At 57.5% G+C, this 21,028-nt stretch carries 18 protein-coding genes and 1 pseudogene; 11 read left to right on the top strand and 8 right to left on the bottom strand.

From position 1 onward, the window contains the following. Window positions 1–11: 11 nt before the first annotated feature. The 4 genes from GXP72_RS01785 to GXP72_RS01770 all read left to right on the top strand — a co-directional run bounded on the left by GXP72_RS01785 (window position 12) and on the right by GXP72_RS01770 (window position 3,636). Window positions 12–953 (top strand): ABC transporter substrate-binding protein, encoded by a 942-nt coding sequence (locus GXP72_RS01785; protein ID WP_021242935.1) that lies wholly within the window; start codon window positions 12–14, stop codon window positions 951–953. A 121-nt stretch (window positions 954–1,074) separates the two neighbouring features. Further along, the gene (locus GXP72_RS01780) at window positions 1,075–1,761 is read left to right on the top strand and encodes a D-lyxose/D-mannose family sugar isomerase (RefSeq protein WP_061716124.1); all 687 of its coding nucleotides are present in this window, start codon (window positions 1,075–1,077) and stop codon (window positions 1,759–1,761) included. 10 nt (window positions 1,762–1,771) lie between these two features. Then, a complete protein-coding gene (locus GXP72_RS01775) occupies window positions 1,772–2,632 on the top strand; it encodes a ketose 1,6-bisphosphate aldolase (protein WP_061716125.1) in 861 nt (286 codons plus the stop codon). Further along, window positions 2,632–3,636, top strand: a complete 1,005-nt coding sequence (locus tag GXP72_RS01770; protein WP_090420732.1) for a carbohydrate kinase family protein — start codon at window positions 2,632–2,634, stop codon at window positions 3,634–3,636. Before GXP72_RS01775 ends, GXP72_RS01770 begins: the two co-directional genes overlap by 1 nt. Here the strand turns inward: GXP72_RS01770 and GXP72_RS01765 are convergent. Beyond that, window positions 3,633–4,364 (bottom strand): response regulator transcription factor, encoded by a 732-nt coding sequence (locus GXP72_RS01765; RefSeq protein ID WP_090420735.1) that lies wholly within the window; start codon window positions 4,362–4,364, stop codon window positions 3,633–3,635. The two genes, GXP72_RS01770 and GXP72_RS01765, sit on opposite strands and share 4 nt — an antisense overlap. 256 nt (window positions 4,365–4,620) lie before the next feature. Here GXP72_RS01765 and fdhF point away from each other — a divergent pair, with 256 nt between their 5' ends. The 3 genes and pseudogenes from fdhF to GXP72_RS01750 all read left to right on the top strand — a co-directional run bounded on the left by fdhF (window position 4,621) and on the right by GXP72_RS01750 (window position 8,039). Beyond that, window positions 4,621–6,768 (top strand): formate dehydrogenase subunit alpha, encoded by a 2,148-nt coding sequence (fdhF, locus tag GXP72_RS01760; protein ID WP_090420738.1) that lies wholly within the window; start codon window positions 4,621–4,623, stop codon window positions 6,766–6,768. Between the two features lie 322 nt (window positions 6,769–7,090). Continuing rightward, window positions 7,091–7,198 (top strand): annotated as a pseudogene (locus tag GXP72_RS01755) (Hok/Gef family protein); the annotation flags it as partial. 166 nt (window positions 7,199–7,364) lie between these two features. Next, the gene (locus GXP72_RS01750; RefSeq protein WP_090420745.1) at window positions 7,365–8,039 is read left to right on the top strand and encodes a tetratricopeptide repeat protein; all 675 of its coding nucleotides are present in this window, start codon (window positions 7,365–7,367) and stop codon (window positions 8,037–8,039) included. An 80-nt stretch (window positions 8,040–8,119) separates the two neighbouring features. On the opposite strand, the gene gltP is transcribed toward GXP72_RS01750, so the two are convergent. Further along, window positions 8,120–9,433 carry a glutamate/aspartate:proton symporter GltP gene (gltP, locus tag GXP72_RS01745; protein WP_024906735.1) on the bottom strand — a complete coding sequence of 438 codons (1,314 nt, stop codon included), beginning with the start codon at window positions 9,431–9,433 and terminating at the stop codon, window positions 8,120–8,122. A 422-nt stretch (window positions 9,434–9,855) separates the two neighbouring features. On the opposite strand from gltP, the gene acs reads away from it, so the two are divergent. From acs to actP, 3 genes are all read left to right on the top strand, one after another. After that, entirely contained in the window at window positions 9,856–11,814 is a 1,959-nt protein-coding gene (acs, locus tag GXP72_RS01740) for an acetate--CoA ligase (protein ID WP_157188484.1), read from the top strand. Window positions 11,815–11,942: 128 nt separating this feature from the next. Next, entirely contained in the window at window positions 11,943–12,257 is a 315-nt protein-coding gene (locus GXP72_RS01735) for a DUF485 domain-containing protein (RefSeq protein WP_024906733.1), read from the top strand. Further along, window positions 12,254–13,903 carry a cation/acetate symporter ActP gene (actP, locus tag GXP72_RS01730; RefSeq protein ID WP_024906732.1) on the top strand — a complete coding sequence of 550 codons (1,650 nt, stop codon included), beginning with the start codon at window positions 12,254–12,256 and terminating at the stop codon, window positions 13,901–13,903. The genes GXP72_RS01735 and actP overlap by 4 nt, the downstream gene beginning before the upstream one ends. Before the next feature lie 32 nt (window positions 13,904–13,935). Here the strand turns inward: actP and GXP72_RS01725 are convergent, their stop codons facing one another. Together GXP72_RS01725 and GXP72_RS01720 are read right to left on the bottom strand one after the other, a co-directional pair. Then, window positions 13,936–14,625: an LrgB family protein gene (locus GXP72_RS01725; RefSeq protein WP_024906731.1), complete on the bottom strand. Its 690-nt coding sequence runs from the start codon at window positions 14,623–14,625 to the stop codon at window positions 13,936–13,938. Then, window positions 14,618–15,028, bottom strand: coding sequence for a CidA/LrgA family protein (locus GXP72_RS01720; RefSeq protein ID WP_021242769.1), 411 nt, complete (start codon window positions 15,026–15,028; stop codon window positions 14,618–14,620). Before GXP72_RS01720 ends, GXP72_RS01725 begins: the two co-directional genes overlap by 8 nt. 102 nt (window positions 15,029–15,130) lie before the next feature. On the opposite strand from GXP72_RS01720, the gene GXP72_RS01715 reads away from it, so the two are divergent. Beyond that, a complete protein-coding gene (locus GXP72_RS01715) occupies window positions 15,131–16,018 on the top strand; it encodes a LysR family transcriptional regulator (protein ID WP_024906729.1) in 888 nt (295 codons plus the stop codon). Between the two features lie 81 nt (window positions 16,019–16,099). On the opposite strand, the gene GXP72_RS01710 is transcribed toward GXP72_RS01715, so the two are convergent. The 4 genes from GXP72_RS01710 to soxR form a co-directional block, all read right to left on the bottom strand. Beyond that, window positions 16,100–17,746, bottom strand: coding sequence for a Na+/H+ antiporter (locus tag GXP72_RS01710; protein ID WP_024906728.1), 1,647 nt, complete (start codon window positions 17,744–17,746; stop codon window positions 16,100–16,102). A 150-nt stretch (window positions 17,747–17,896) separates the two neighbouring features. Next, on the bottom strand, window positions 17,897–19,246 hold the full coding sequence (gene ghxP, locus GXP72_RS01705) for a guanine/hypoxanthine transporter GhxP (protein WP_032650612.1): 1,350 nt from the start codon (window positions 19,244–19,246) through the stop codon (window positions 17,897–17,899). 294 nt (window positions 19,247–19,540) lie between these two features. Then, the gene (locus GXP72_RS01700; protein ID WP_024906726.1) at window positions 19,541–20,212 is read right to left on the bottom strand and encodes a glutathione S-transferase; all 672 of its coding nucleotides are present in this window, start codon (window positions 20,210–20,212) and stop codon (window positions 19,541–19,543) included. 288 nt (window positions 20,213–20,500) lie between these two features. After that, a complete protein-coding gene (soxR, locus tag GXP72_RS01695; RefSeq protein WP_008503388.1) occupies window positions 20,501–20,959 on the bottom strand; it encodes a redox-sensitive transcriptional activator SoxR in 459 nt (152 codons plus the stop codon). Window positions 20,960–21,028: the final 69 nt, after the last annotated feature.

The raw sequence follows: 21,028 nt of genomic DNA, 5'->3' as shown, positions 1-21,028 counted from the left end.
AGGAAAACCATATGCGTTTGAAACCGTTAGTGACCGCGCTCTGTGCTGGCGCGCTGCTTGCCGCAACGCCGTTTGCGCAGGCAAAAGATCTGAAATCCATTGGCGTGACGGTGGGCGACCTGGCCAACCCGTTCTTCGTGCAGATCACCAAAGGTGCCGAGCTGGAAGCGCGCAAGCTGGCGGGGGATAACGTCAAGGTGACGCTGGTCTCCAGCGGGTACGATCTGGGCCAGCAGGTGGCTCAGATCGACAACTTTATTGCCGCGAAGGTAGACATGATCATCCTCAACGCCGCGGACTCCAAAGGGATCGGCCCAGCGGTGAAGCGCGCGAAGGACGCCGGGATCGTGGTCGTGGCGGTTGACGTGGCGGCGGAAGGGGCTGATGCCACCATCACCTCCGATAACACCCAGGCGGGCGAAATGGCCTGTAAGTACATTACCGACCGCCTGAAAGGCAAAGGCAACGTGGTGATCATCAACGGACCACCGGTCTCTGCGGTGCAAAACCGCGTGGAAGGTTGCCAGACGGAGTTCAAAAAACATCCGGATATCAAGGTGCTCTCGGATAACCAGAACGCCAAAGGCAGTCGTGAAGGCGGTCTGGAAGTCATGACCTCCCTGCTGGCGGCCAATCCGAAGATCGACGGCGTGTTTGCGATTAACGATCCGACGGCGATCGGCGCCGATCTGGCCGCGAAGCAGGCGCAGCGCAATGAGTTCTTTATCGTCGGCGTGGATGGTTCACCGGACGGTGAGGAAGCGCTGAAGCGTGAAAACTCGCTGTTTGTGGCAACCCCGGCGCAAGATCCGCAGGTGATGGCGGCAAAAGCGGTGGAGATCGGCTATGACATTCTCCAGGGCAAACCTGCGCCGAAAGCGCCCGTGCTGATCCCGGTGACGATGATCGATAAAAAGAACGTCGGCACGTATAAGGGGTGGACGGTTAAATAACCTCGCTGCGGCCTGATGCCCTCACCCTAACCCTCTCCCACCGGGAGAGGGAACTTATTCCCCCTCTCCCTTGAGGGAGAGGGTCGGGGTGAGGGGGTGGCATAAAATTCAAGGAGTCCCCATGAAACGCTCCGACATCAATGAAATTCTCGGCCACACGCGGCAGTTCTTTTCCATGCACGACGTTCATCTCCCGCCGTTTGCCAGCTTTCCGCCAACAAAATGGCAGCAGCTTGACCAGGCCGCGTGGCAGGAAGTGTTCGACCTCAAGCTCGGCTGGGACGTGACGGCCTTCGGCGGCAACAGCTTTGCCGCACAGGGCCTGACGCTGTTCACCCTGCGCAACGGCTCGCCCAACGGGGTGCCGTATGAAAAAGGCTATGCCGAAAAAATCATGCACGTGCGCGACGGCCAGGTGACGCCGATGCATTTTCACTGGCGTAAGCGAGAAGACATCATCAACCGGGGTGGCGGGAACCTGATTGTAGAATTGTGGAATGCCGGTGCACATGAAGAGACGGAAAACACCGACGTGACGGTCACCATCGACGGCTGCCGTCAGACCCACGCCCCCGGCAGCCAGCTGCGCCTCACGCCAGGGGAAAGCATCTGCCTGACGCCCGGTCTTTATCACAGCTTCTGGGGCGAACGCGGCTTCGGCGACGTGCTGGTCGGGGAAGTGTCCTCGGTCAATGACGACGAGCACGACAACCACTTTTTGCAGCCCGTTGCCCGCTATAACAACATCGAAGAAGACGAGCCGGCGCTGCTGGTGCTGTGCAACGAGTACAACCTGTTTCGGATATAAGGGGTGAATGATGCCATTGATTTCTCTTGCCGACGGTCTTGCGCACGCCAGACAACACCGCTACGCGCTGGGCGCGTTTAACGTGCTCGACTCCCACTTCCTGCGCGCGCTGTTCGCCGCCGCAAAGCAGGAGCGCTCGCCGTTTATCATCAACATCGCCGAAGTACACTTTAAGTACGTGTCGCTGGATTCGCTTGTCGAAGCGGTGAAGTTCGAGGCCGCCCGTCACGACATTCCCGTGGTGCTCAATCTCGACCACGGCCTGCATTTCGAGGCGGTGGTGCGCGCCCTGCGCTTAGGGTTCAGCTCGGTGATGTTCGACGGCTCTACGCTGAGCTACGAGGAAAACATTCGCCAGACGCGGGAAGTGGTGAAGATGTGCCGCGCGGTGGGCGTATCGGTGGAGGCGGAGCTGGGCGCGGTCGGGGGCGATGAAGGCGGCGCGCTGTACGGGCATGCGGATGAAGCTTTCTTTACCGACCCGCAGCTGGCGCGCGAATTTGTCGATTCAACCGGCATTGACGCGCTGGCGGTGGCTATCGGCAACGCGCACGGCAAATACAGGGGCGAGCCGAAGCTCGATTTCCCCCGTCTGGACGCCATTCGCCAGCAGACGGGGCTGCCGCTGGTTTTACACGGCGGCTCCGGGATTAGCGATGCCGACTTCCGTCGCGCGATTGAGCTGGGCATTCATAAAATTAACTTTTATACCGGCATGTCGCAGGCCGCGCTCGCCGCCGTTGAGCAGCGCATGGCAAAGCGTCAGCCGCTGTACGATGAATTTGCCGAGCTGCTGCTGGGGATAGAAGAGGCGATAACCGATACGGTCGCCGAACAGATGCGCATCTTCGGCAGCGCGGGGCAGGCATAATGGAACGTAAGGGCATCATCGCCGCAGGCAATATGCTGGTGGACCACGTCCACCAGATCGTGCAGTGGCCGGAGCGCGGCTGGCTGGCGGAAATCACCCACAGCGAACGCTCAACCGGCGGCGCGCCGCTCAACGTCCTGCTGACGCTGGCGAAAATGCACGTTGGCCTGCCGCTGCAGGCGGTGGGGCTAATCGGGGAAGACAGCGACGGGGACTACATTCTGGCGATGCTCGACCAGTACCACGTCAACCGCCAGCGCGTACAGCGCACCACCTTTGCGCCGACCTCCATGTCGCAGGTGATGACCGATCCCAGCGGACAACGCACCTTTTTCCACTCGCCGGGCGCCAACCGCCTGCTGGATCTTCCCGCCTTCGATCGCTTAGACGGATCGATGAAGATCTTCCATCTCGGCTACCTGCTGCTGCTCGACAGCCTGGATATGCCCGATGACGAATTTGGCACCCGCAGCGCGCGGCTGCTGGCGCAGATGCACGACCAGGGGTATGAAACCTCGCTCGATCTGGTGTCCCGCAAGGGCGACCCGCGCTACCAGCCGCTGGTGCTCCCTGCCCTGCGCCATCTGGATTATCTGGTGATTAACGAGCTGGAAGCCGGGGAGTTTAGCGGGCTGGAGATGCGAGACGGCAGCGATGCGCTGAATATAGCCCATATTTCTGAAGCCGCCGCACAGCTGCTGGCGGCAGGCGTTCGCCAGCGGGTGGTTATCCACTGTCCGGAAGGGGCATGGGGTGAAGCGCCGGGTGAGCAAGGCCGCTGGATCCCATCATGGTTACTGGAGCAGAAAGAGATTATCGGCAGCGTCGGCGCGGGCGATGCGTTTTGCGCGGGGTTTTTATACGGTTGCCATGAATCGCTGCCGCTGACAGAGAGTATTTATCTGGCGCACGCCTGCGCGCGGGCAAGCCTGCTGGCCGCCAATGCGATTGACGGCGCAAAAACGCTGGCCGAGCTGCAGTTGTTTATCAAAGAGAATACTTAGGCCGCTTTCTCGCTATGGGAAACATCGGTGGCAAACACATAGCCCAACCCACGAATGGTTTTAATGAGTGCAGGCTGATGCGGGTTAGCCTCGATTTTCCGTCGCAGGCGCATGATCAACACGTCAATCGTGCGGTCGAACACGTCGGCGCTTTCGCTGTGAGTCAGCTCAAGCAACCGGTCACGGCTCAGCACCCGACGGGCATTTTGCGTGAGCGCCAGCAGCAGGCCGTACTCGCCCTGGGTTAACGGGACGGGATTACGCTGCGGATCGCTCAGCTCACAGCGGGTGGTATCGAGCGTCCATCCGTTAAAAGCAATGCCCTCAACGGGCGCTGCGGGGACTTCAGCAGCAAGCACGCCGGTACGGCGCAATACCGCCTTAACACGGGCGACCACCACGCGCGGGTTGAACGGTTTGCCAATATAATCGTCGGCCCCCATCTCCAGCCCCACCACCACGTCTGACTCACTGCCCAGCCCGGTTAACATCACAACCGGTAGCGCCGGTCGCTGCTTTTGCAGCTGCAGCAGAACCTGCAGGCCGTTGATATCCGGCAGCATCATGTCCAGCAGCACAAGCGCGATATTCGGCTCCTGCTGCACCTGCCGCAGTGCATCCTGGCCGTTATGGCAGACAAGCACGCTAAAGACGTGCTCGCTCAGCACGTCCTGAAGCAGTTCGCAGACTGCCGTATCGTCATCAACCACCAGAATCGCCGGTTTCATCGTATGCTTCCGTCAGGGGATTATGTTAAGTCTGTACCATTCTGCCGTCGGCTCCAGTCAAATGGTTTTTTCAGTGACGGAAATTCAACCCATGTCACATCCGCTGCCTTGTCGACACGTCAATTTTGACGATTGGCTGTTTTTTGTCAGGGTTTTCACCGCGAAGGGGCCGTAAAGTCAGGGTATACCCATACGAAAAACATGGCATAGAAGCTGCATAGTGGGTGCGAATGATTCGATTAACTGGAGCAGACTGATGAAAAAAGTCGTCACGGTTTGCCCTTATTGTGCCTCAGGTTGCAAGATCCACCTGGTGGTCGATAACGGCAAAATCGTCCGGGCAGAGGCCGCACAGGGGAAAACCAACCAGGGCACGCTATGCCTGAAAGGTTACTACGGCTGGGATTTTATAAACGATACCCAAATCCTCACCCCGCGCCTGAAAAACCCTATGATCCGCCGCGAGCGCGGCGGCAAGCTGGAAGCCGTCTCCTGGAACGAGGCGCTGGATTACGTCGCCACGCGCCTGAGCGCCATCAAGGCCAAATATGGCCCTGATGCGATTCAGACCACCGGCTCTTCCCGCGGGACGGGAAATGAAACCAACTATGTGATGCAAAAATTCGCGCGCGCCGTTATTGGAACCAATAACGTCGACTGCTGCGCTCGCGTCTGACACGGCCCATCGGTTGCAGGTCTGCACCAGTCGGTCGGTAACGGCGCAATGAGCAATGCCATCAACGAGATAGATAATACCGATCTCGTCTTCATCTTTGGTTATAACCCGGCGGATTCTCACCCTATCGTCGCGAACCACGTTATTCGCGCTAAGCAGAATGGGGCGAAAATCATCGTCTGCGATCCGCGCAAAATTGAAACCGCGCGCATTGCGGATATGCACATCGCGTTGAAAAACGGCTCGAACATCGCGCTGCTGAACGCAATGGGGCACGTCATCATTGAGGAGAACCTGTACGACCAGGCGTTTGTCGCGACCCGTACGGAAGGCTTTGAAGAGTACAAGAAAATAGTCGAAGGCTATACGCCAGAGTCGGTGGAAGCGATCACCGGCGTCAGCGCGCAGGCGATCCGCCAGGCGGCACGAATGTATGCCGGGGCGAAAACCGCCGCCATCCTCTGGGGTATGGGCGTGACCCAGTTCTACCAGGGTGTGGAGACCGTGCGCTCTCTGACCAGCCTCGCGATGCTGACCGGTAATCTGGGTAAAGCCCACGTTGGTGTGAACCCGGTGCGCGGTCAGAATAACGTCCAGGGCGCCTGCGATATGGGCGCGCTGCCGGATACTTATCCTGGCTACCAGTACGTGAAATTTCCGGAGAACCGCGCCAAATTCGCGAAGGCCTGGGGCGTGGAAAGCCTGCCGGAACACACCGGGTACCGCATCAGCGAGCTGCCGCACCGCGCGGCGCATGGCGAAGTGCGTGCGGCCTACATCATGGGCGAAGATCCTCTCCAGACCGACGCCGAGCTCTCGGCGGTGCGCAAAGGGTTTGAGGATCTGGAGCTGGTGATTGTCCAGGATATCTTCATGACCAAAACCGCGGCGGCGGCGGATGTGATTTTACCGTCGACCTCCTGGGGCGAGCATGAAGGCGTCTACACTGCGGCAGACCGCGGCTTCCAGCGCTTCTTTAAGGCGGTCGAGCCGAAGTGGGACCTGAAAACCGACTGGCAGATCATCAGCGAAATCGCCACCCGCATGGGCTACCCGATGCACTACAACAACACTCAGGAGATCTGGGACGAGTTGCGCAGTCTGTGTCCGGACTTCTACGGGGCAACCTATGAAAAAATGGGTGAGCTGGGGTATATCCAGTGGCCGTGCCGGGATGAGTCGGAGGCCGATCAAGGCACGTCCTATCTCTTTAAGGAGAAATTCGACACCCCGAACGGGCTGGCGCAATTCTTCACCTGCGACTGGGTCGCGCCCATTGATAAACTCACCGATGAGTATCCAATGGTGCTCTCCACCGTACGTGAGGTGGGCCACTACTCCTGTCGTTCGATGACCGGCAACTGCGCCGCGCTGGCGGCGCTGGCGGACGAACCGGGCTACGCGCAAATCAATACTGCCGACGCGAAGCGCCTCGGCATTGAGGATGAAGCACTGGTGTGGGTGAACTCGCGCAAAGGGCGGATCATCACCCGAGCGCAGGTCAGCGACCGTCCAAACAAAGGGGCGGTCTATATGACCTATCAGTGGTGGATTGGTGCCTGTAACGAGCTGGTAACGGAGAACTTAAGCCCGATAACCAAAACGCCGGAGTATAAATACTGCGCCGTCAACGTTGAGCCGATTGCGGATCAGCACGCCGCGGAACAGTATGTGATCGACGAATATAACAAGCTGAAAGCCCGGCTGCGCGAAAGCGCAATGGGTTGAAGCCGTTAATTCATCGATGAATAAAGGGAGTGAAATATTCACTCCCTTTTTATTTCCGGTTGGCTTATCAATAATATCAATTATTATTCTGGAAAGCGGCTCGCAGAAATAATGTAATTTTCGCGAAAAAGAATTACATCTTTGCATTTTAATTCAGAGGGATAAGATGTGCGGCGGGTGCTTAAGACTTTCTGTCTTGAGCATTGTTGAGGGACAGAAAGTAGAAAGCCCCGGGAAATTTTCATTTACCCGAGGCTACTCCCTCAACTCCCAACAGGTTGAGAGTAGCCTCTTATTCTTTTTTTGACAAGGAGTAAAAGGCATGACGCCATTAAAAACTGCGTTAGGCATCGTCTTTATTATCTGCCTGACGATAGTGATATTTACCTTTATTACTCGCGGGAAGCTCTGCGAGCTCACAATAAAGAGTTAACATCAGGAGGTGGCGGCGAAATTAGCCTGCGTCGCAGGCTAACCTCTATGGGCGGAACAACGGTTCCGCCCGGCTTGTAGGATGCTGAGGTCTTAATGCACCCATTTTTTTCTTTTGCGCCCGCGATTATACTGCGCGGCGTGTACCCAGATGATAAGAATCCATGAAATCCATTTTTCTGTTGTTAGTGTTTTTAACGTCCTTCGCCCGCGCGGATGAGATAGGCAGCCAGTATCAGAAGCAGGCGGAAGCCGGTGATGCGCGTGCCCAGTATTATCTTGCTGATACGTACTTCAGCTCCGGCGACAGCAAGCAGGCCGCGCTGTGGGCAGAGAAAGCCGCAAAAGGCGGCGATGTCGACGCCATGGCGCTGCTCTCGCAAATCCTTTTTACGCAGGGCGATTACGCACAGGCCAAAGCCCTGGCCCAACAGGCAAACATTGCTGGCAGCAAACGCGGCGCGATCATGCTGGCACGCGTGCTGGTCAACACTCAGGCCGGTAAAACTGACTATCCCCAGGCCATTAAACTGCTGCAAACGGCAACCGAAGATATCGACAGCGACTCTGCGGTCGATGCGCAGCTGTTGCTGGGGCTGATTTATGCCAACGGCGTCGAGGTAGCGCAGGATGACGTGCAGGCCGCCTCGTGGTTCAAGCGAAGTTCAGCCCTTTCGCGTACCGGCTACGCCGAGTACTGGGCGGGGATGTTGTTCAGGCAGGGCGAGAAAGGCTTTATCACGCCAAATAAGCAGAAAGCACTGTACTGGTTGAACCTGAGCTGCACTGAAGGGTTTGATACGGGATGCGAAGAGTTTGATGCGTTAAGCGGGGAGTAAAGTGCCGGGTGGCGCCTTCGCCTTACCCGGCCTACAAAACCCGTAGGCCCGGTAAGCGCAGCGCCACCGGGCTTAGGATGTTACTGGTCAGCCGTCTTATCAAAACGACCCAGCACTTCGCGTTCATATGCCAGCGCTTTTTTGCGGTCGAATTTGTGCTCCCACTTGGCGATAACCAGCACCGCCAGGGCATTGCCCACCACGTTCAGCGCCGTACGCGCCATGTCGAGGATACGGTCCACACCGGCGATAAATGCCAGACCTTCGAGCGGAATACCAACGCTGCCCAGCGTTGCCAGCAGCACCACGAACGAAACGCCCGGAACGCCAGCAATACCTTTGGACGTCACCATCAGCGTCAGAACCAGTACGATCTCCTGCCACAGCGACAGGTCAATGCCGTACAGCTGCGCAATAAAGATAGCGGCGATACTCTGGTACAGCGTCGAACCATCCAGGTTAAAGGAGTAACCGGTCGGCACCACGAAGCTGGTGATCGACGCTGGCGCGCCGTAGGCTTCCATCTTCTCAATAATACGCGGCAGCACGCTCTCAGAGCTTGCCGTGGAGTAGGCCAGAATCAGCTCATCTTTCAGGATACGAATCAGGATCCAGATGCTCAGCCCGCACAGACGTGCCACGATCCCCAGCACCACCAGCGCGAAGAACAGGATGGCGAAGTGCACCAGGATCACCAGCTTCGCCAGCGGCCACAGGGAGGCAAAACCGAAGTTCGCCACGGTGACGGCGATAAGCGCAAACACCCCTACCGGCGCGTAGCGCATCACCATGTGGGTCACTTTAAACATGGTTTCGGAGATAGAGCGGAACACGGTGACCAGCGGCTCACGGTGCGTCGCCGGCAGAGAAGAGAGCCCCAGACCAAACAGCACCGAGAAGAAGATAATCGGCAGCATCTCGCCCTTCGCCATCGACGCCACGATGTTGGTCGGCACCAGCGACAGGATAGTGCCCATCAGGCCGTGCGCGTGGCTCTGCACGTCGGCGGTCGTACTTTGGTATTTCGAAATATCCACCGTAGCCAGCTGCGACATATCAATCCCGGAACCCGGCTGGAACACGTTCGCCAGGGTGATACCGAGAATGATCGCCACCGTAGTGATCACTTCGAAATAGATAATGGTTTTCGCACCAATACGACCTAACTGCTTCGCATCGCCGACGCCCGCAATACCGACCACCAGCGTCGAGATCACAATCGGTACCACAATCATCTTGATCAGATGAATAAAGATATCCCCTGCCGGAGAGAGCAGGTTCGCAATCAGCCATTCGCGGCTGTCGCTGTGATAGTGAAGGTAACTGCCCAACAAGATGCCCAGCACAAGGGCGATTAAGATCTGCCAGGCAAGGCTGACTTTAACGTTTTTCATAGAAACTGACTTCCTCAATGAGCGCCTTATTCACGCAAACTGCATGAATATGGAGACATACTGAAAGGGTATGAATTGTGTTGCGTTGGTTTATGGGATTTTTTAACGCGGCGTATGAGTATCATTTGCGCGACCTGTTGCGCAAGCCTTAAAGAACGACGCGTTTCACTCACAAAAGCGACGATGACGGGAGTTTGTTCTACTTCTTATAAATAACCTTTTGTTATAAAAACGCTTTTTTAAACATAAATGTGAATAATCGTCAGCATAAATTATTTTCCTTCAAAGTTTCATTCGCTCATTTTTCATACTCTTCAAACAATGCGTGATCTGTAGCCCAAATACTAAACAAAGCTTGTAAAGCCCCTACAATTAACGTTTTTGCGACATATTATTAACATCTTACAAGGAGAAAAAAAGCCATGAGCCAAATCCACAAACATGACATTCCCGCAAATATTGCGGACCGTTGCCTGATCACCCCGGAGCAGTACCACGAGAAATATCAGCAATCTATCACCGCCCCGGACACCTTCTGGGGTGAGCAGGGCCATATCCTTGACTGGATCAAACCTTATCAGAAGGTGAAGAACACCTCCTTTGCGCCCGGCAATGTCTCCATTAAATGGTATGAAGATGGCACCCTGAACCTGGCGGCGAACTGCCTTGATCGTCACCTTGCCGAGCGTGGGAATGAGACGGCGATTATCTGGGAAGGCGATGACGCCTCGCAGAGCAAACATATTACCTATAAAGAGCTGCACCGTGACGTGTGCCGCTTCGCCAACGTTCTGCTGGAAAAAGGCATTCAAAAAGGCGACGTGGTCGCTATCTATATGCCGATGGTGCCGGAAGCGGCGGTGGCCATGCTGGCCTGCGCGCGTATCGGTGCGATTCACTCAGTGATTTTTGGCGGGTTCTCGCCAGAGGCGGTTGCGGGTCGTATTGTCGATTCAAGTTCAAAACTGGTGATCACCGCCGATGAAGGCGTGCGCGCCGGACGCGGTATCCCTCTGAAGAAAAACGTCGACGAAGCGTTGAAAAACCCGAACGTCAAAACGGTCAGCAACGTCATCGTCCTTAAGCGTACCGGCGGTAAGATCGACTGGAACGAAGGTCGCGACCTGTGGTGGAGCGACCTGATTGAAAAAGCGAGCGACCAGCATCAGCCGGAAGAGATGAACGCAGAAGATCCGCTGTTCATTCTTTATACCTCCGGCTCCACCGGTAAGCCAAAAGGCGTACTGCACACCACCGGCGGCTATCTGGTCTATGCGGCCACCACCTTCAAATACGTCTTCGACTACCATCCGGGCGACATCTACTGGTGTACCGCCGACGTGGGCTGGGTCACCGGACACAGCTACCTGCTGTACGGCCCGCTGGCCTGTGGCGCAACAACGCTGATGTTTGAGGGCGTACCCAACTGGCCGACCCCGGCGCGTATGTGCCAGGTGGTCGATAAGCACCAGGTCAATATTCTCTACACCGCGCCAACGGCGATCCGCGCATTAATGGCGGAAGGCGACAAAGCCATCGAAGGCACCGACCGCTCTTCATTGCGCATCCTCGGTTCCGTGGGCGAGCCCATTAACCCGGAAGCCTGGGAGTGGTACTGGAAGAAAATCGGCAACGAGAAATGCCCGGTGATGGACACCTGGTGGCAGACCGAAACCGGCGGCTTTATGATCACCCCGATGCCGGGCGCCACGCAACTGAAGGCCGGTTCCGCGACCCGTCCGTTCTTCGGCGTGCAGCCTGCGCTGGTGGATAATGAAGGCAACCCGCTGGAAGGCGCCACCGAAGGCAACCTGGTGATCGCAGACTCCTGGCCGGGTCAGGCGCGTACCCTGTTCGGCGATCACGATCGCTTCGAGCAGACTTACTTCTCGACCTTTAAAAACATGTACTTCAGCGGCGACGGCGCGCGTCGTGACGAAGATGGCTATTACTGGATAACCGGGCGCGTGGACGACGTGCTTAACGTCTCTGGCCACCGTCTGGGCACCGCGGAGATTGAATCAGCGCTGGTGTCGCATCCGAAGATTGCCGAAGCCGCCGTTGTCGGTATTCCGCACAACATCAAAGGCCAGGCAATTTACGCCTATGTCACCCTGAACCACGGGGAAGAGCCGTCGCCAGAGCTCTACGCTGAGGTGCGCAACTGGGTGCGTAAAGAGATTGGCCCGCTGGCAACGCCGGACGTGCTGCACTGGACCGACTCGCTGCCGAAAACCCGCTCCGGCAAAATTATGCGTCGTATCTTGCGCAAAATCGCGGCAGGGGACACCAGCAACCTCGGTGATACCTCAACGCTCGCGGATCCTGGCGTGGTGGAAAAACTGCTCGAAGAGAAGCAGGCCATCGCAATGCCCTCGTAATCTTTTCTCCCTCTCCCCGTGGGAGAGGGCCGGGGTGAGGGCATCAGACCGCACCTTCCTACCCTAACCCTCTCCCCATAGGGGAGAGGGGATAAAACAAACCAACCTTACCTCTGGAGAACTCTGTGATGAATAACGATATTTGTCAGCAGATAGAGAATAGTGCGCACTACAGGGAGCTCGTCGATAAGCGGCAACGGTTTGCCTTCATCCTTTCCATCATCATGCTGATTATCTATGTCGGCTTTATTCTGCTGATCGCCTTTGCCCCACACTGGCTGGGCACCCCGTTGCACGAGGGGACCAGCGTGACGCGCGGCATCCCGATTGGCATTGGCGTGATTGTGATTTCATTCTTGCTGACCGGCGTCTACGTCTGGCGCGCGAACGGTGAATTCGATCGTCTTAATAAAGCGGTACTGCAAGAGGTAAAAGCATCATGAAGCGAGTTCTGACGGCGCTCGCCGCCACACTTCCCTTTGCCGCCCACGCGGCGGATGCCATTACCGGCGAGGTACAGCGCCAGCCGACCAACTGGCAGGCGATTGTGATGTTCCTGATTTTCGTTGTGCTGACGCTGTATATCACTTACTGGGCGTCGAAACGCGTGCGCTCCCGTAACGATTACTACACCGCAGGCGGCAACATTACCGGCTTCCAGAACGGGCTGGCGATTGCGGGTGACTTTATGTCCGCCGCCTCCTTCCTTGGCATCTCTGCGCTGGTCTACACCTCCGGCTATGACGGTCTAATCTACTCTCTCGGCTTCCTCGTCGGCTGGCCGATCATCCTGTTCCTGATTGCCGAGCGCCTGCGCAACCTGGGCCGCTATACCTTCGCCGACGTGGCCTCGTATCGCCTGAAACAGGGGCCGATTCGCACCCTCTCCGCCTGCGGCTCGCTGGTGGTAGTGGCGCTGTACCTGATTGCGCAGATGGTGGGCGCGGGTAAATTGATCCAACTGCTGTTCGGCCTGAACTACCATATCGCGGTGGTGCTGGTTGGCGTACTGATGGTGATGTACGTGCTGTTCGGCGGCATGCTGGCGACGACCTGGGTGCAGATCATCAAAGCCGTGCTGCTGCTGTTCGGCGCCAGCTTTATGGCCTTTATGGTGATGAAGCACGTCGGGTTCAGCTTCAATAACCTGTTTACCGAAGCCATGGCGGTCCACCCGAAAGGGGAAGCAATCATGAGCCCGGGCGGGCTGGTGAAAGACCCGATATCGGCGCTTTCACTGGGTCTCGGACTGATGTTCGGTACCGCGGGTCTGCCGCATATTCTGATGCGCTTCTTCACCGTGAGCGACGCGCGTGAAGCGCGCAAGAGCGTCTTCTACGCCACCGGCTTCATGGGTTACTTCTATATTCTGACCTTTATCATCGGCTTTGGCGCGATCATGCTGGTGGGGGCGAACCCGGCATTTAAAGATGCCGCAGGCGCGCTGATTGGCGGTAACAACATGGCGGCGGTGCACCTGGCGGACGCGGTGGGCGGTAACCTGTTCCTCGGCTTTATCTCTGCCGTGGCTTTCGCCACCATTCTTGCGGTGGTTGCGGGTCTGACGCTGGCCGGGGCGTCGGCGGTCTCGCATGACCTCTACGCCAACGTCTTCCGCAAAGGCGCGAGCGAGCGCGATGAGCTGAAGGTCTCCAAAATCACCGTGCTGGTGCTGGGCGTGGTGGCGATTCTGTTAGGCATTCTGTTCGAGAAGCAAAACATCGCCTTTATGGTGGGGCTGGCCTTCTCCATTGCGGCAAGCTGTAACTTCCCGATCATCCTGCTCTCCATGTACTGGTCGAAACTGACCACCCGTGGCGCGATGATTGGCGGCTGGCTGGGGCTGCTGACGGCGGTGATCCTGATGATTCTGGGCCCGACGATCTGGGTGCAGATCCTCGGTCACGCAAGCGCCATCTTCCCGTATGAATACCCGGCACTGTTCTCCATTGCCGTGGCGTTTATCGGCATCTGGTTCTTCTCGGCCACCGACAATTCGCCGGAGGGTAATCTGGAGCGCGAAAAATTCCGCGCCCAGTTTATTCGTTCACAAACCGGTCTCGGCGTCGAGCAGGGCCGCGCGCACTAAGCCTTTCTCCCCGGCCATTCTGGCCGGGGAGCTTAAAACATCACCCACGCCACCAGCGGTGCAACCAGCACCATCACCACGCCCGACAGCATCATCACCAGGCTCGCGACAACGCCCTCCTGCTGGCCCAGCTCATACGAACGTGCCGTGCCCGCGCCGTGCGACGCCGCGCCGAACCCTGCCCCTTTCGCCATGCCTTCGCGAATGGAAAGCCGCAGAAAGAGCATATCGCCCACCGCCATCCCAAAGACGCCCGTCACCACCACAAACAGCGCCACCAGGTCCGGCTGCCCGCCGAGCGGTTTTGCCGCCGCCAGCGCAAACGGCGTGGTCACCGAGCGCACGGCCAGGCTGCGCTGAATTTCATCGGGCAGCGTAAACAGTCTCGCCAGCCAGACGGAGCTACAGACCGCGACCACCGTGGCGGTGATCACCCCTGCGCTGAGCGACATCCAGTGGCGTTTGATAATCGCCAGGTTGTCGTAAACGGGCACGGCAAAGGCGATGGTCGCCGGGCCGAGCAGCCACAGCAGCCAGTGGGATTCGCCAATGTAGTTCTGCCAGGAAATGTGGCCAAAGACCAGCATCAGCACCAGCAGGATCGGCGTGAAGACCAGCGGCATCAGCGGCAGGGCGTGAAAACGACGATACAGTCGCTTGTTGGCAAAGTAGATCCCGAGCGTCGCAATCAAGCACAAGACGCTGATCTGAAAGTTAGTCATGTTTGTGCCTGCTGATTTCAAAGCGGTAGACTTTATCCACCACCCAGGCGGTCGCCCCCAGCACCATCAACGTACTCAGCGCGATCACCGCAAAGATTCGCCAGCCGTCCACCATCAGCAGCTGCGCATAGTTCACCACCGCCACCACGGCGGGGACAAAGAACAGCAGCATCTCCGCAAGCAGCCAGCGCGCCCCGGCGCGCACCCAGTTGAGGGGGATCACGCGACACAGAATAAGCGTCAGCATCAGCAGCATCCCCACCAGGTTGGCAGGCAGCGGCAGGTGGAGCCAACCGACAAGATATTCGGCAAAAACAAACAGTCCCGCGTAGAGCAGTACCTGAACCGGGACCTGGAGTCGTTGTACAACGGCAGGCGTAACACGGCTTAACGCCACGGCCATGGGGGTTTTCCTCAAAAATGAGACGAGGCGCCAGTATAGTGAGCGCACGGTGTGGACTGAAATGAATTAAAATCATCAAAGGTATAGTTTCGAGGAATAATCATGGACATAAGAACGCTGCGCTATTTTGTCGAAGTGGTTCGTCAGCAAAGTTTTACCCGCGCAGCGGAGAAGTTGTTTGTCACCCAACCCACTATCAGCAAGATGCTGAAAAACCTCGAAGATGAACTGAACTGTACCCTGCTGATCCGCGACGGGCGCAAGCTGCTGCTGACCGACACCGGACGCGTGGTGTTCGAACGCGGGCTGGCGATTCTGGCGGAGTTCCGCCAGCTGGAAGCGGAGCTGGACGATATAAACCATTTGACCAAAGGGGTGCTTCGCCTCGGCATTCCCCCGATGGTCGGCATGATGATGGCCGGGCCGATTAGCCTGTTTCGCCAGCGTTATCCCGGCGTAGAGCTGAAGATTTCGGAGTTTGGTGGGTTAACCGTCCAGCAGGCCGTCACCAACGGCGAGCTCGACGTAGCAATGACCGCCCTCCCCGTTGAGGAAGAGAGCGGCCTGGCGACGCTTCCGCTCTTTAGCCACCCGCTGTGCGTGCTGGTGCCCCGCTCCGGCGACTGGCTGAAGAGGGAGTCGGTGAAGCCTGAACTGCTCGGCGAGCACCCTCTGCTGATCTACAACGAAGACTTCGCCCTCAGCCGCCAGCTGATGACGCTGTTTAACCAGCATAACGTGAAGCCACGCATTGCGGTGCGCAGCGGGCAGTGGGATTTCCTGGCGGCGATGGTGCAGGCAGGCGTGGGGATTGCCATTCTGCCGCAGCCGATTTGCGAGCGTCTGGATAAAAACACGCTGCGCTGGATCCCGCTGGAGAGCGATCTGCACTGGCAGTTAGGGATGATCTGGCGTGAAGGGGTCTATTTGTCGCAGAGCGCGCAGGCGTGGCTGCAGTGTTGTGAGGGGTTTTGGGTGCGGTCTGAATAGTGCCCGGTGGCGCTGCGCTTACCGGGCCTACGTTCGAACCGTAGGCCGGGTAAGGCGAAGCCGCCACCCGGCAAAACAGCGCTACTGATTCTCTATCAACAGCGCTTCCAGCAGGTCCAGATCGTGCAGCAGCTTTTGCAGCGTCTCGTTGCTGATCTGGCGCGTGGCGCGCAGGTGATACAGCTCGGCACGCTCGGAGCGCAGCGCCGCCAGACGGAACCGACGCTCAAGGTTCTCCTCCTGCAGCGAGCTTTCCACGTCGTTACGCCCGTCCGCGCGACGGCGCAAGTTACCAATCACGCGGGAACTCACTTCCGTCAGCAGCTGATTGTCGATGTTCTCTTCCGCATCCGCGGCCAGACGTTCTTCCATTTTCTGGATAGCGACAATCGCCACTTCGGCGGTAGCCGCCCGCGCAATACGCTCCTCTTTATGCTGCTGGGTCGAATCACCGGCATCAATATGCTGGAGTAAAATCGGCAGCATAATCACGCCGACAAACAGTGAGAACAGAATCACGCCCGCCGCCAGGAAGACCAGCTCGTAGCGCGCCGGGAAGACGTCGCCCGTCGGCAGCAGCAGCGGAATGGAGAGGACACCGGCAAGGGTGATCGCCCCGCGTACGCCCGCAAAAGAAGCAATCAGCAGTTCACGCGTTGTCCACGAGCCGAACTCCATCGGCTTTTTCTTCAGGAAACGGACGCTGAAGTTTTTCATCGTCCACAGCCAGCCGAAACGCACCAGCATCAGCGCCAGGTAGATCAGCACGATGTCGGTAAACAGCATCCAGACCTCAACGTTCGGGTCGGCTTCGGCCGCCACCAGCGAGGATTCCATAATGCCCGGCAGCTGCAGGCCCAACAGCAGGAACACCATGCCGTTAAAGACAAACTCCAGCATGGCCCAGGTGCTGTTGGCACGCAGACGCATGGCCAGCGGCGCGCGGCGCATCACACCGGAGCGGGTAATGGTCATCCCTGCCGCCACTGCCGCCAGAATGCCCGATACGCCGATATGTTCAGCAATCAGATAAGAGGCAAACGGCAGCAGGAACAGCAGTACGATCTGCGTAGCGGGTTCATCGCCGCCCCAGCGGCTGAGGAAGCGCAATGAGCGGCCGTACAGCCAGCTCACCACGAAGCCCGCGAGAATACCGCCAATCGCTACCTTGAAGAATTCCAGCGTTGCGCCGCCGACGGTAAAGACCATCGTGCCCATCGCAACGGCCACGGCAAACTTCAGGGCAACCAGGCCAGAGGCGTCGTTCATCAGCGCCTCCCCCTGTAAAATCCCCATGATTTTCTTCGGAATACGGCCTTCACCCACAATGCCGGACAACGCCACGGCATCGGTTGGCGACAGCACGGCGGCCAGCGCAAAAGCCGGTATTAACGGAATGCCCGGTACCGCCCAGTAGATCAGAAAACCAATCCCGACGACGGTGACCACCACCAGCGCCAGCGCCAGGCCGAAGATCTCGCGCCCGTGCTCAAGGAATTCGCGCGTGGGCGTTTTCCAGCCATCGGCAAACAGCAGTGGCGGGATAAACAGCACGAGGAACAGTTCGGGGTCAAATTCCACGTGCAGGCCAAACGTCGGCCACGCCAGCAGCGCGCCGATGGCAATTTGCATTAATGGCAGGGGGACCTGAAAGGGCAGTACGCGTGTAACCACCCCGGATAGCGAGACCACAAGGGTCATGATGAGTATTGTGAAGAAGATTTCCATGCGTTCCCTGTTTGCTGTGTTGCTTATGTACTCCGGAAGGCGTCGTGCCTTTTATTCTATCTTCCCCAGAGTAACGCAAAAGGCAACAGGATGAGTCCTGAAAATAAAAACGGGCGGCCTGAGCCACCCGTTTTCGCATCAAAGGCCAATTTAGATAGCCCAGCCGCCCGCGTAAAACGCCACCAGCGCAACGGCGATAATCACGGTGCCGATATTCAGCTTGCGCCACTCACCGGAGACCAGACGACCAATCACCAGCGACGCGAAGCCGATCATAATGCCGGTCACGATGTTACAGGTCAGCACGATGAAGACCGCGGTAATCAGGCCAGACATGGCGTCCACGAAATCTGCAAAGTCGATTTTCGCCACGTTGCTCAGCATCAGCAGGCCAACGTACATCAGCGCTGGCGCGGTCGCGTACGCCGGAACTAGGTAGGAGAGCGGAGAGAGGAACAGGATCAGCATGAACAGCACGCCCACGGTGATCGCCGTCAGGCCGGTTTTACCGCCTGCCGCTGTACCCGCTGCGGACTCAATGTACACCGCCGCAGGCGCTGCGCCCACCAGGCCTGAGAAGACGCTGCTCAGGGAGTCCGTCGTCAGCGCTTTGCCACCGTCAATAATCTGACCGTCTTTATCCAGCAGGTTCGCCTGACCGGCCACCGCACGAATGGTCCCGGTCGCGTCAAACACCGCGGTCATCACCAGCGCCAGCACGCTTGGCAGGATCACCGGGTTCAGCGCGCCGACGATATCCAGGCTGCCAATCAGGGAGTTGCCTTTGTCATCGCTCAGCGACGGCATGGCGAAAATGCCGGAGAAATGGACGTTCGGATCGAAAATCAGGCCAACAATGGAAACGCCGATAATGGTCAGCAGAATGCCGCCCGGGACTTTCAGTTTTTCCAGACCGATAATCACCGCCAGGCCGATCAGCGACATAATCACCGGGAAGCTGGCGAAATGGCCGAGCGCCACCGGCAGACCGTCCAGCGGGTTCTTGATGACCAGACCGACGCCGTTGGCGGCGATCAGCAGCAGGAACAGGCCGATGCCGATGCCGGTACCGTGCGCCACGCCCTGCGGCAGGTTGCGCAAGATCCAGCTACGGATGCCGGTCGCTGAAATAACGGTAAACAGCACACCCATCAGGAACACGGCGCCCAGCGCAACCGGTACGCTGATGTGCTGGCCCAGCACCAGGCTGAACGCGGTAAACGCGGTCAAGGAGATGGCGCAACCAATCGCCAGCGGCAGGTTCGCCCACAGGCCCATCACGATGGAGCCTACGCCGGCCACAAGGCAGGTTGCCACAAAGACAGCCGCTGGCGGGAAGCCCGCTTTGCCCAGCATGCCCGGCACAACGATGACGGAGTAAACCATCGCCAGAAACGTTGTCAAACCAGCAACGATCTCCTGGCGCACGGTGCTGCCGCGAGCCGAAATTTTAAACATGGCGTCAAGTGAACCGCCAGTACGCGCAGATGGCGTAGACATAGAAAACATCCCCTGAGAGTTTTTTAGGAAGTCCGTAAGCGAGGTGGAGACGCCGCTGCCAGCTAAACGTCAAATCCTTGTGTTGCGTTTGCGACGAAAGGGCGTCACAAAAAAAGCAAACGTTTAGCTCCGCGCTTACAAACGGGTGGTCAAATTAAGGCAAACGATTATCTAGCGTAATCCCCGCCCTTTTCAACTGAACTTTATCGTTTTTCGCTAAAATTCACTTATGATGCTGAAGAAATAAACAGAGGATGCGCAAACGTTATCGTCTATGCGCAATTTGTTTACATTTCAGTCCTCGCCCGGGATAGATAACGGCCCCCCTTGCTCCAGAGTTCTTTGCCAGCCAGGGCTGCTCTCAACTTTTGTCTTCCAGGCCTGAATATGCGGCAGATTAGCGATACCGCCGCGCGCCAGCAGGGCAAAGATCGGAAAGCTCATCTGAATATCGGCCATGCTGAGCGCATCCCCGGCAAACCAGCTGTTTTTGGCTAGGTGCGACTCAATAAAGCGCGCATGGGTTTCCAGCTGACGGTTGAGGTACGCTTTCTGCACCCCCTGCCCCAGCGCTTTGCCCAAAGTTCTGATACCAAACGGCACCGGCGGCTTACCGAGGCTGTTGAAGACCAGCTTCATTAACAGCAGCGGCATCAGGGATCCTTCCGCGTAGTGCAGCCAGAAGCGGTACTGCACCTTATGTGCCGGATCTAAAGGCTTAAGCCGCGACTCGGCATCGTACGTTTCCTGCAGATACTCCAGAATGGCGCCTGACTCTGCGAGGATCAGTCCGTTATCTTCGATGACCGGTGATTTGCCCAACGGATGCACTTTTTTGAGAGCCTCAGGTGCCAGCATGTTCTTTTCACGCTGATAGTGAACGATCTCATAAGGCAGGCCGAGTTCTTCCAGCGCCCAGATCACGCGATGCGAGCGCGACTGGTTTAGGTGATGTACCGTGAGCATGGTTTTCTCCTGGTTATTCATACTTTTTAACTATAGAAAATTGAACAACACCGCGAAAAAAATTCGGCTAAAAACCGGTCAGCGAGGCTGGCGAAAAAACGGGTCTTGCATAGAATTAAAGTGTCAGCACAATCCGGAACCTCCCCAACCAGCTCGACACGAGGGGTGCTGACGTCGGGGGAAACCCTCCCGTGAACCAGCGGGATAGAGTGAAAGACAAAGACCGGGAAAAACTAAAGCGCCCTTATGTGGCGCTTTAGTTCTTTATATGCTTTTTGCCGCGCAATCTCAGTCCTCTTCCAGCAACCGTGCCCCCGTCCCCTGCTCGCCCAGCTTGTCCCCGGGGTTACGCAACGGACAATCGCTCCGCGACAGGCAGCCGCAGCCAATGCAGCCATCCAGTTCGTCACGCAGCGCGACCAGCGTATGGATACGCCTGTCCAGCTCTTCGCGCCACTGGGATGACAGCTCTTTCCACTCTTTCGGGCTCAGCGTGTGCCCTTCCGGCAGCACCCCAAAGGCCTCGCCGATCGTGGCCAGGGGAATTCCGATTCGTTGCGCAATTTTGATAATCGCTACGTAGCGGAGCACATCGCGGGTATAGCGGCGCTGGTTTCCTCCGTTACGGATACTCTTGATTAACCCTTTGCTTTCATAGAAGTGGAGCGCCGACACGGCAACGCCGCTTCGCTTTGCCACTTCGCCGGGGGTTAAAAGCGCTTTAATTCGCGGCAATCTCTTTTCCATAAAACCTCTTTACCTCAAGTTAACTTGAGGAATTATACTCCCCCGCAGAGAAAACGACGAATTAACCGA

The organism is Enterobacter sp. SES19 (assembly GCF_011765665.1).
Taxonomy (GTDB): Bacteria; Pseudomonadota; Gammaproteobacteria; order Enterobacterales; family Enterobacteriaceae; genus Enterobacter; species Enterobacter pseudoroggenkampii.
The sequence above is the reverse complement of the archived record's forward strand: the minus strand, read 5'-3'. Positions and strand labels throughout refer to the sequence as shown.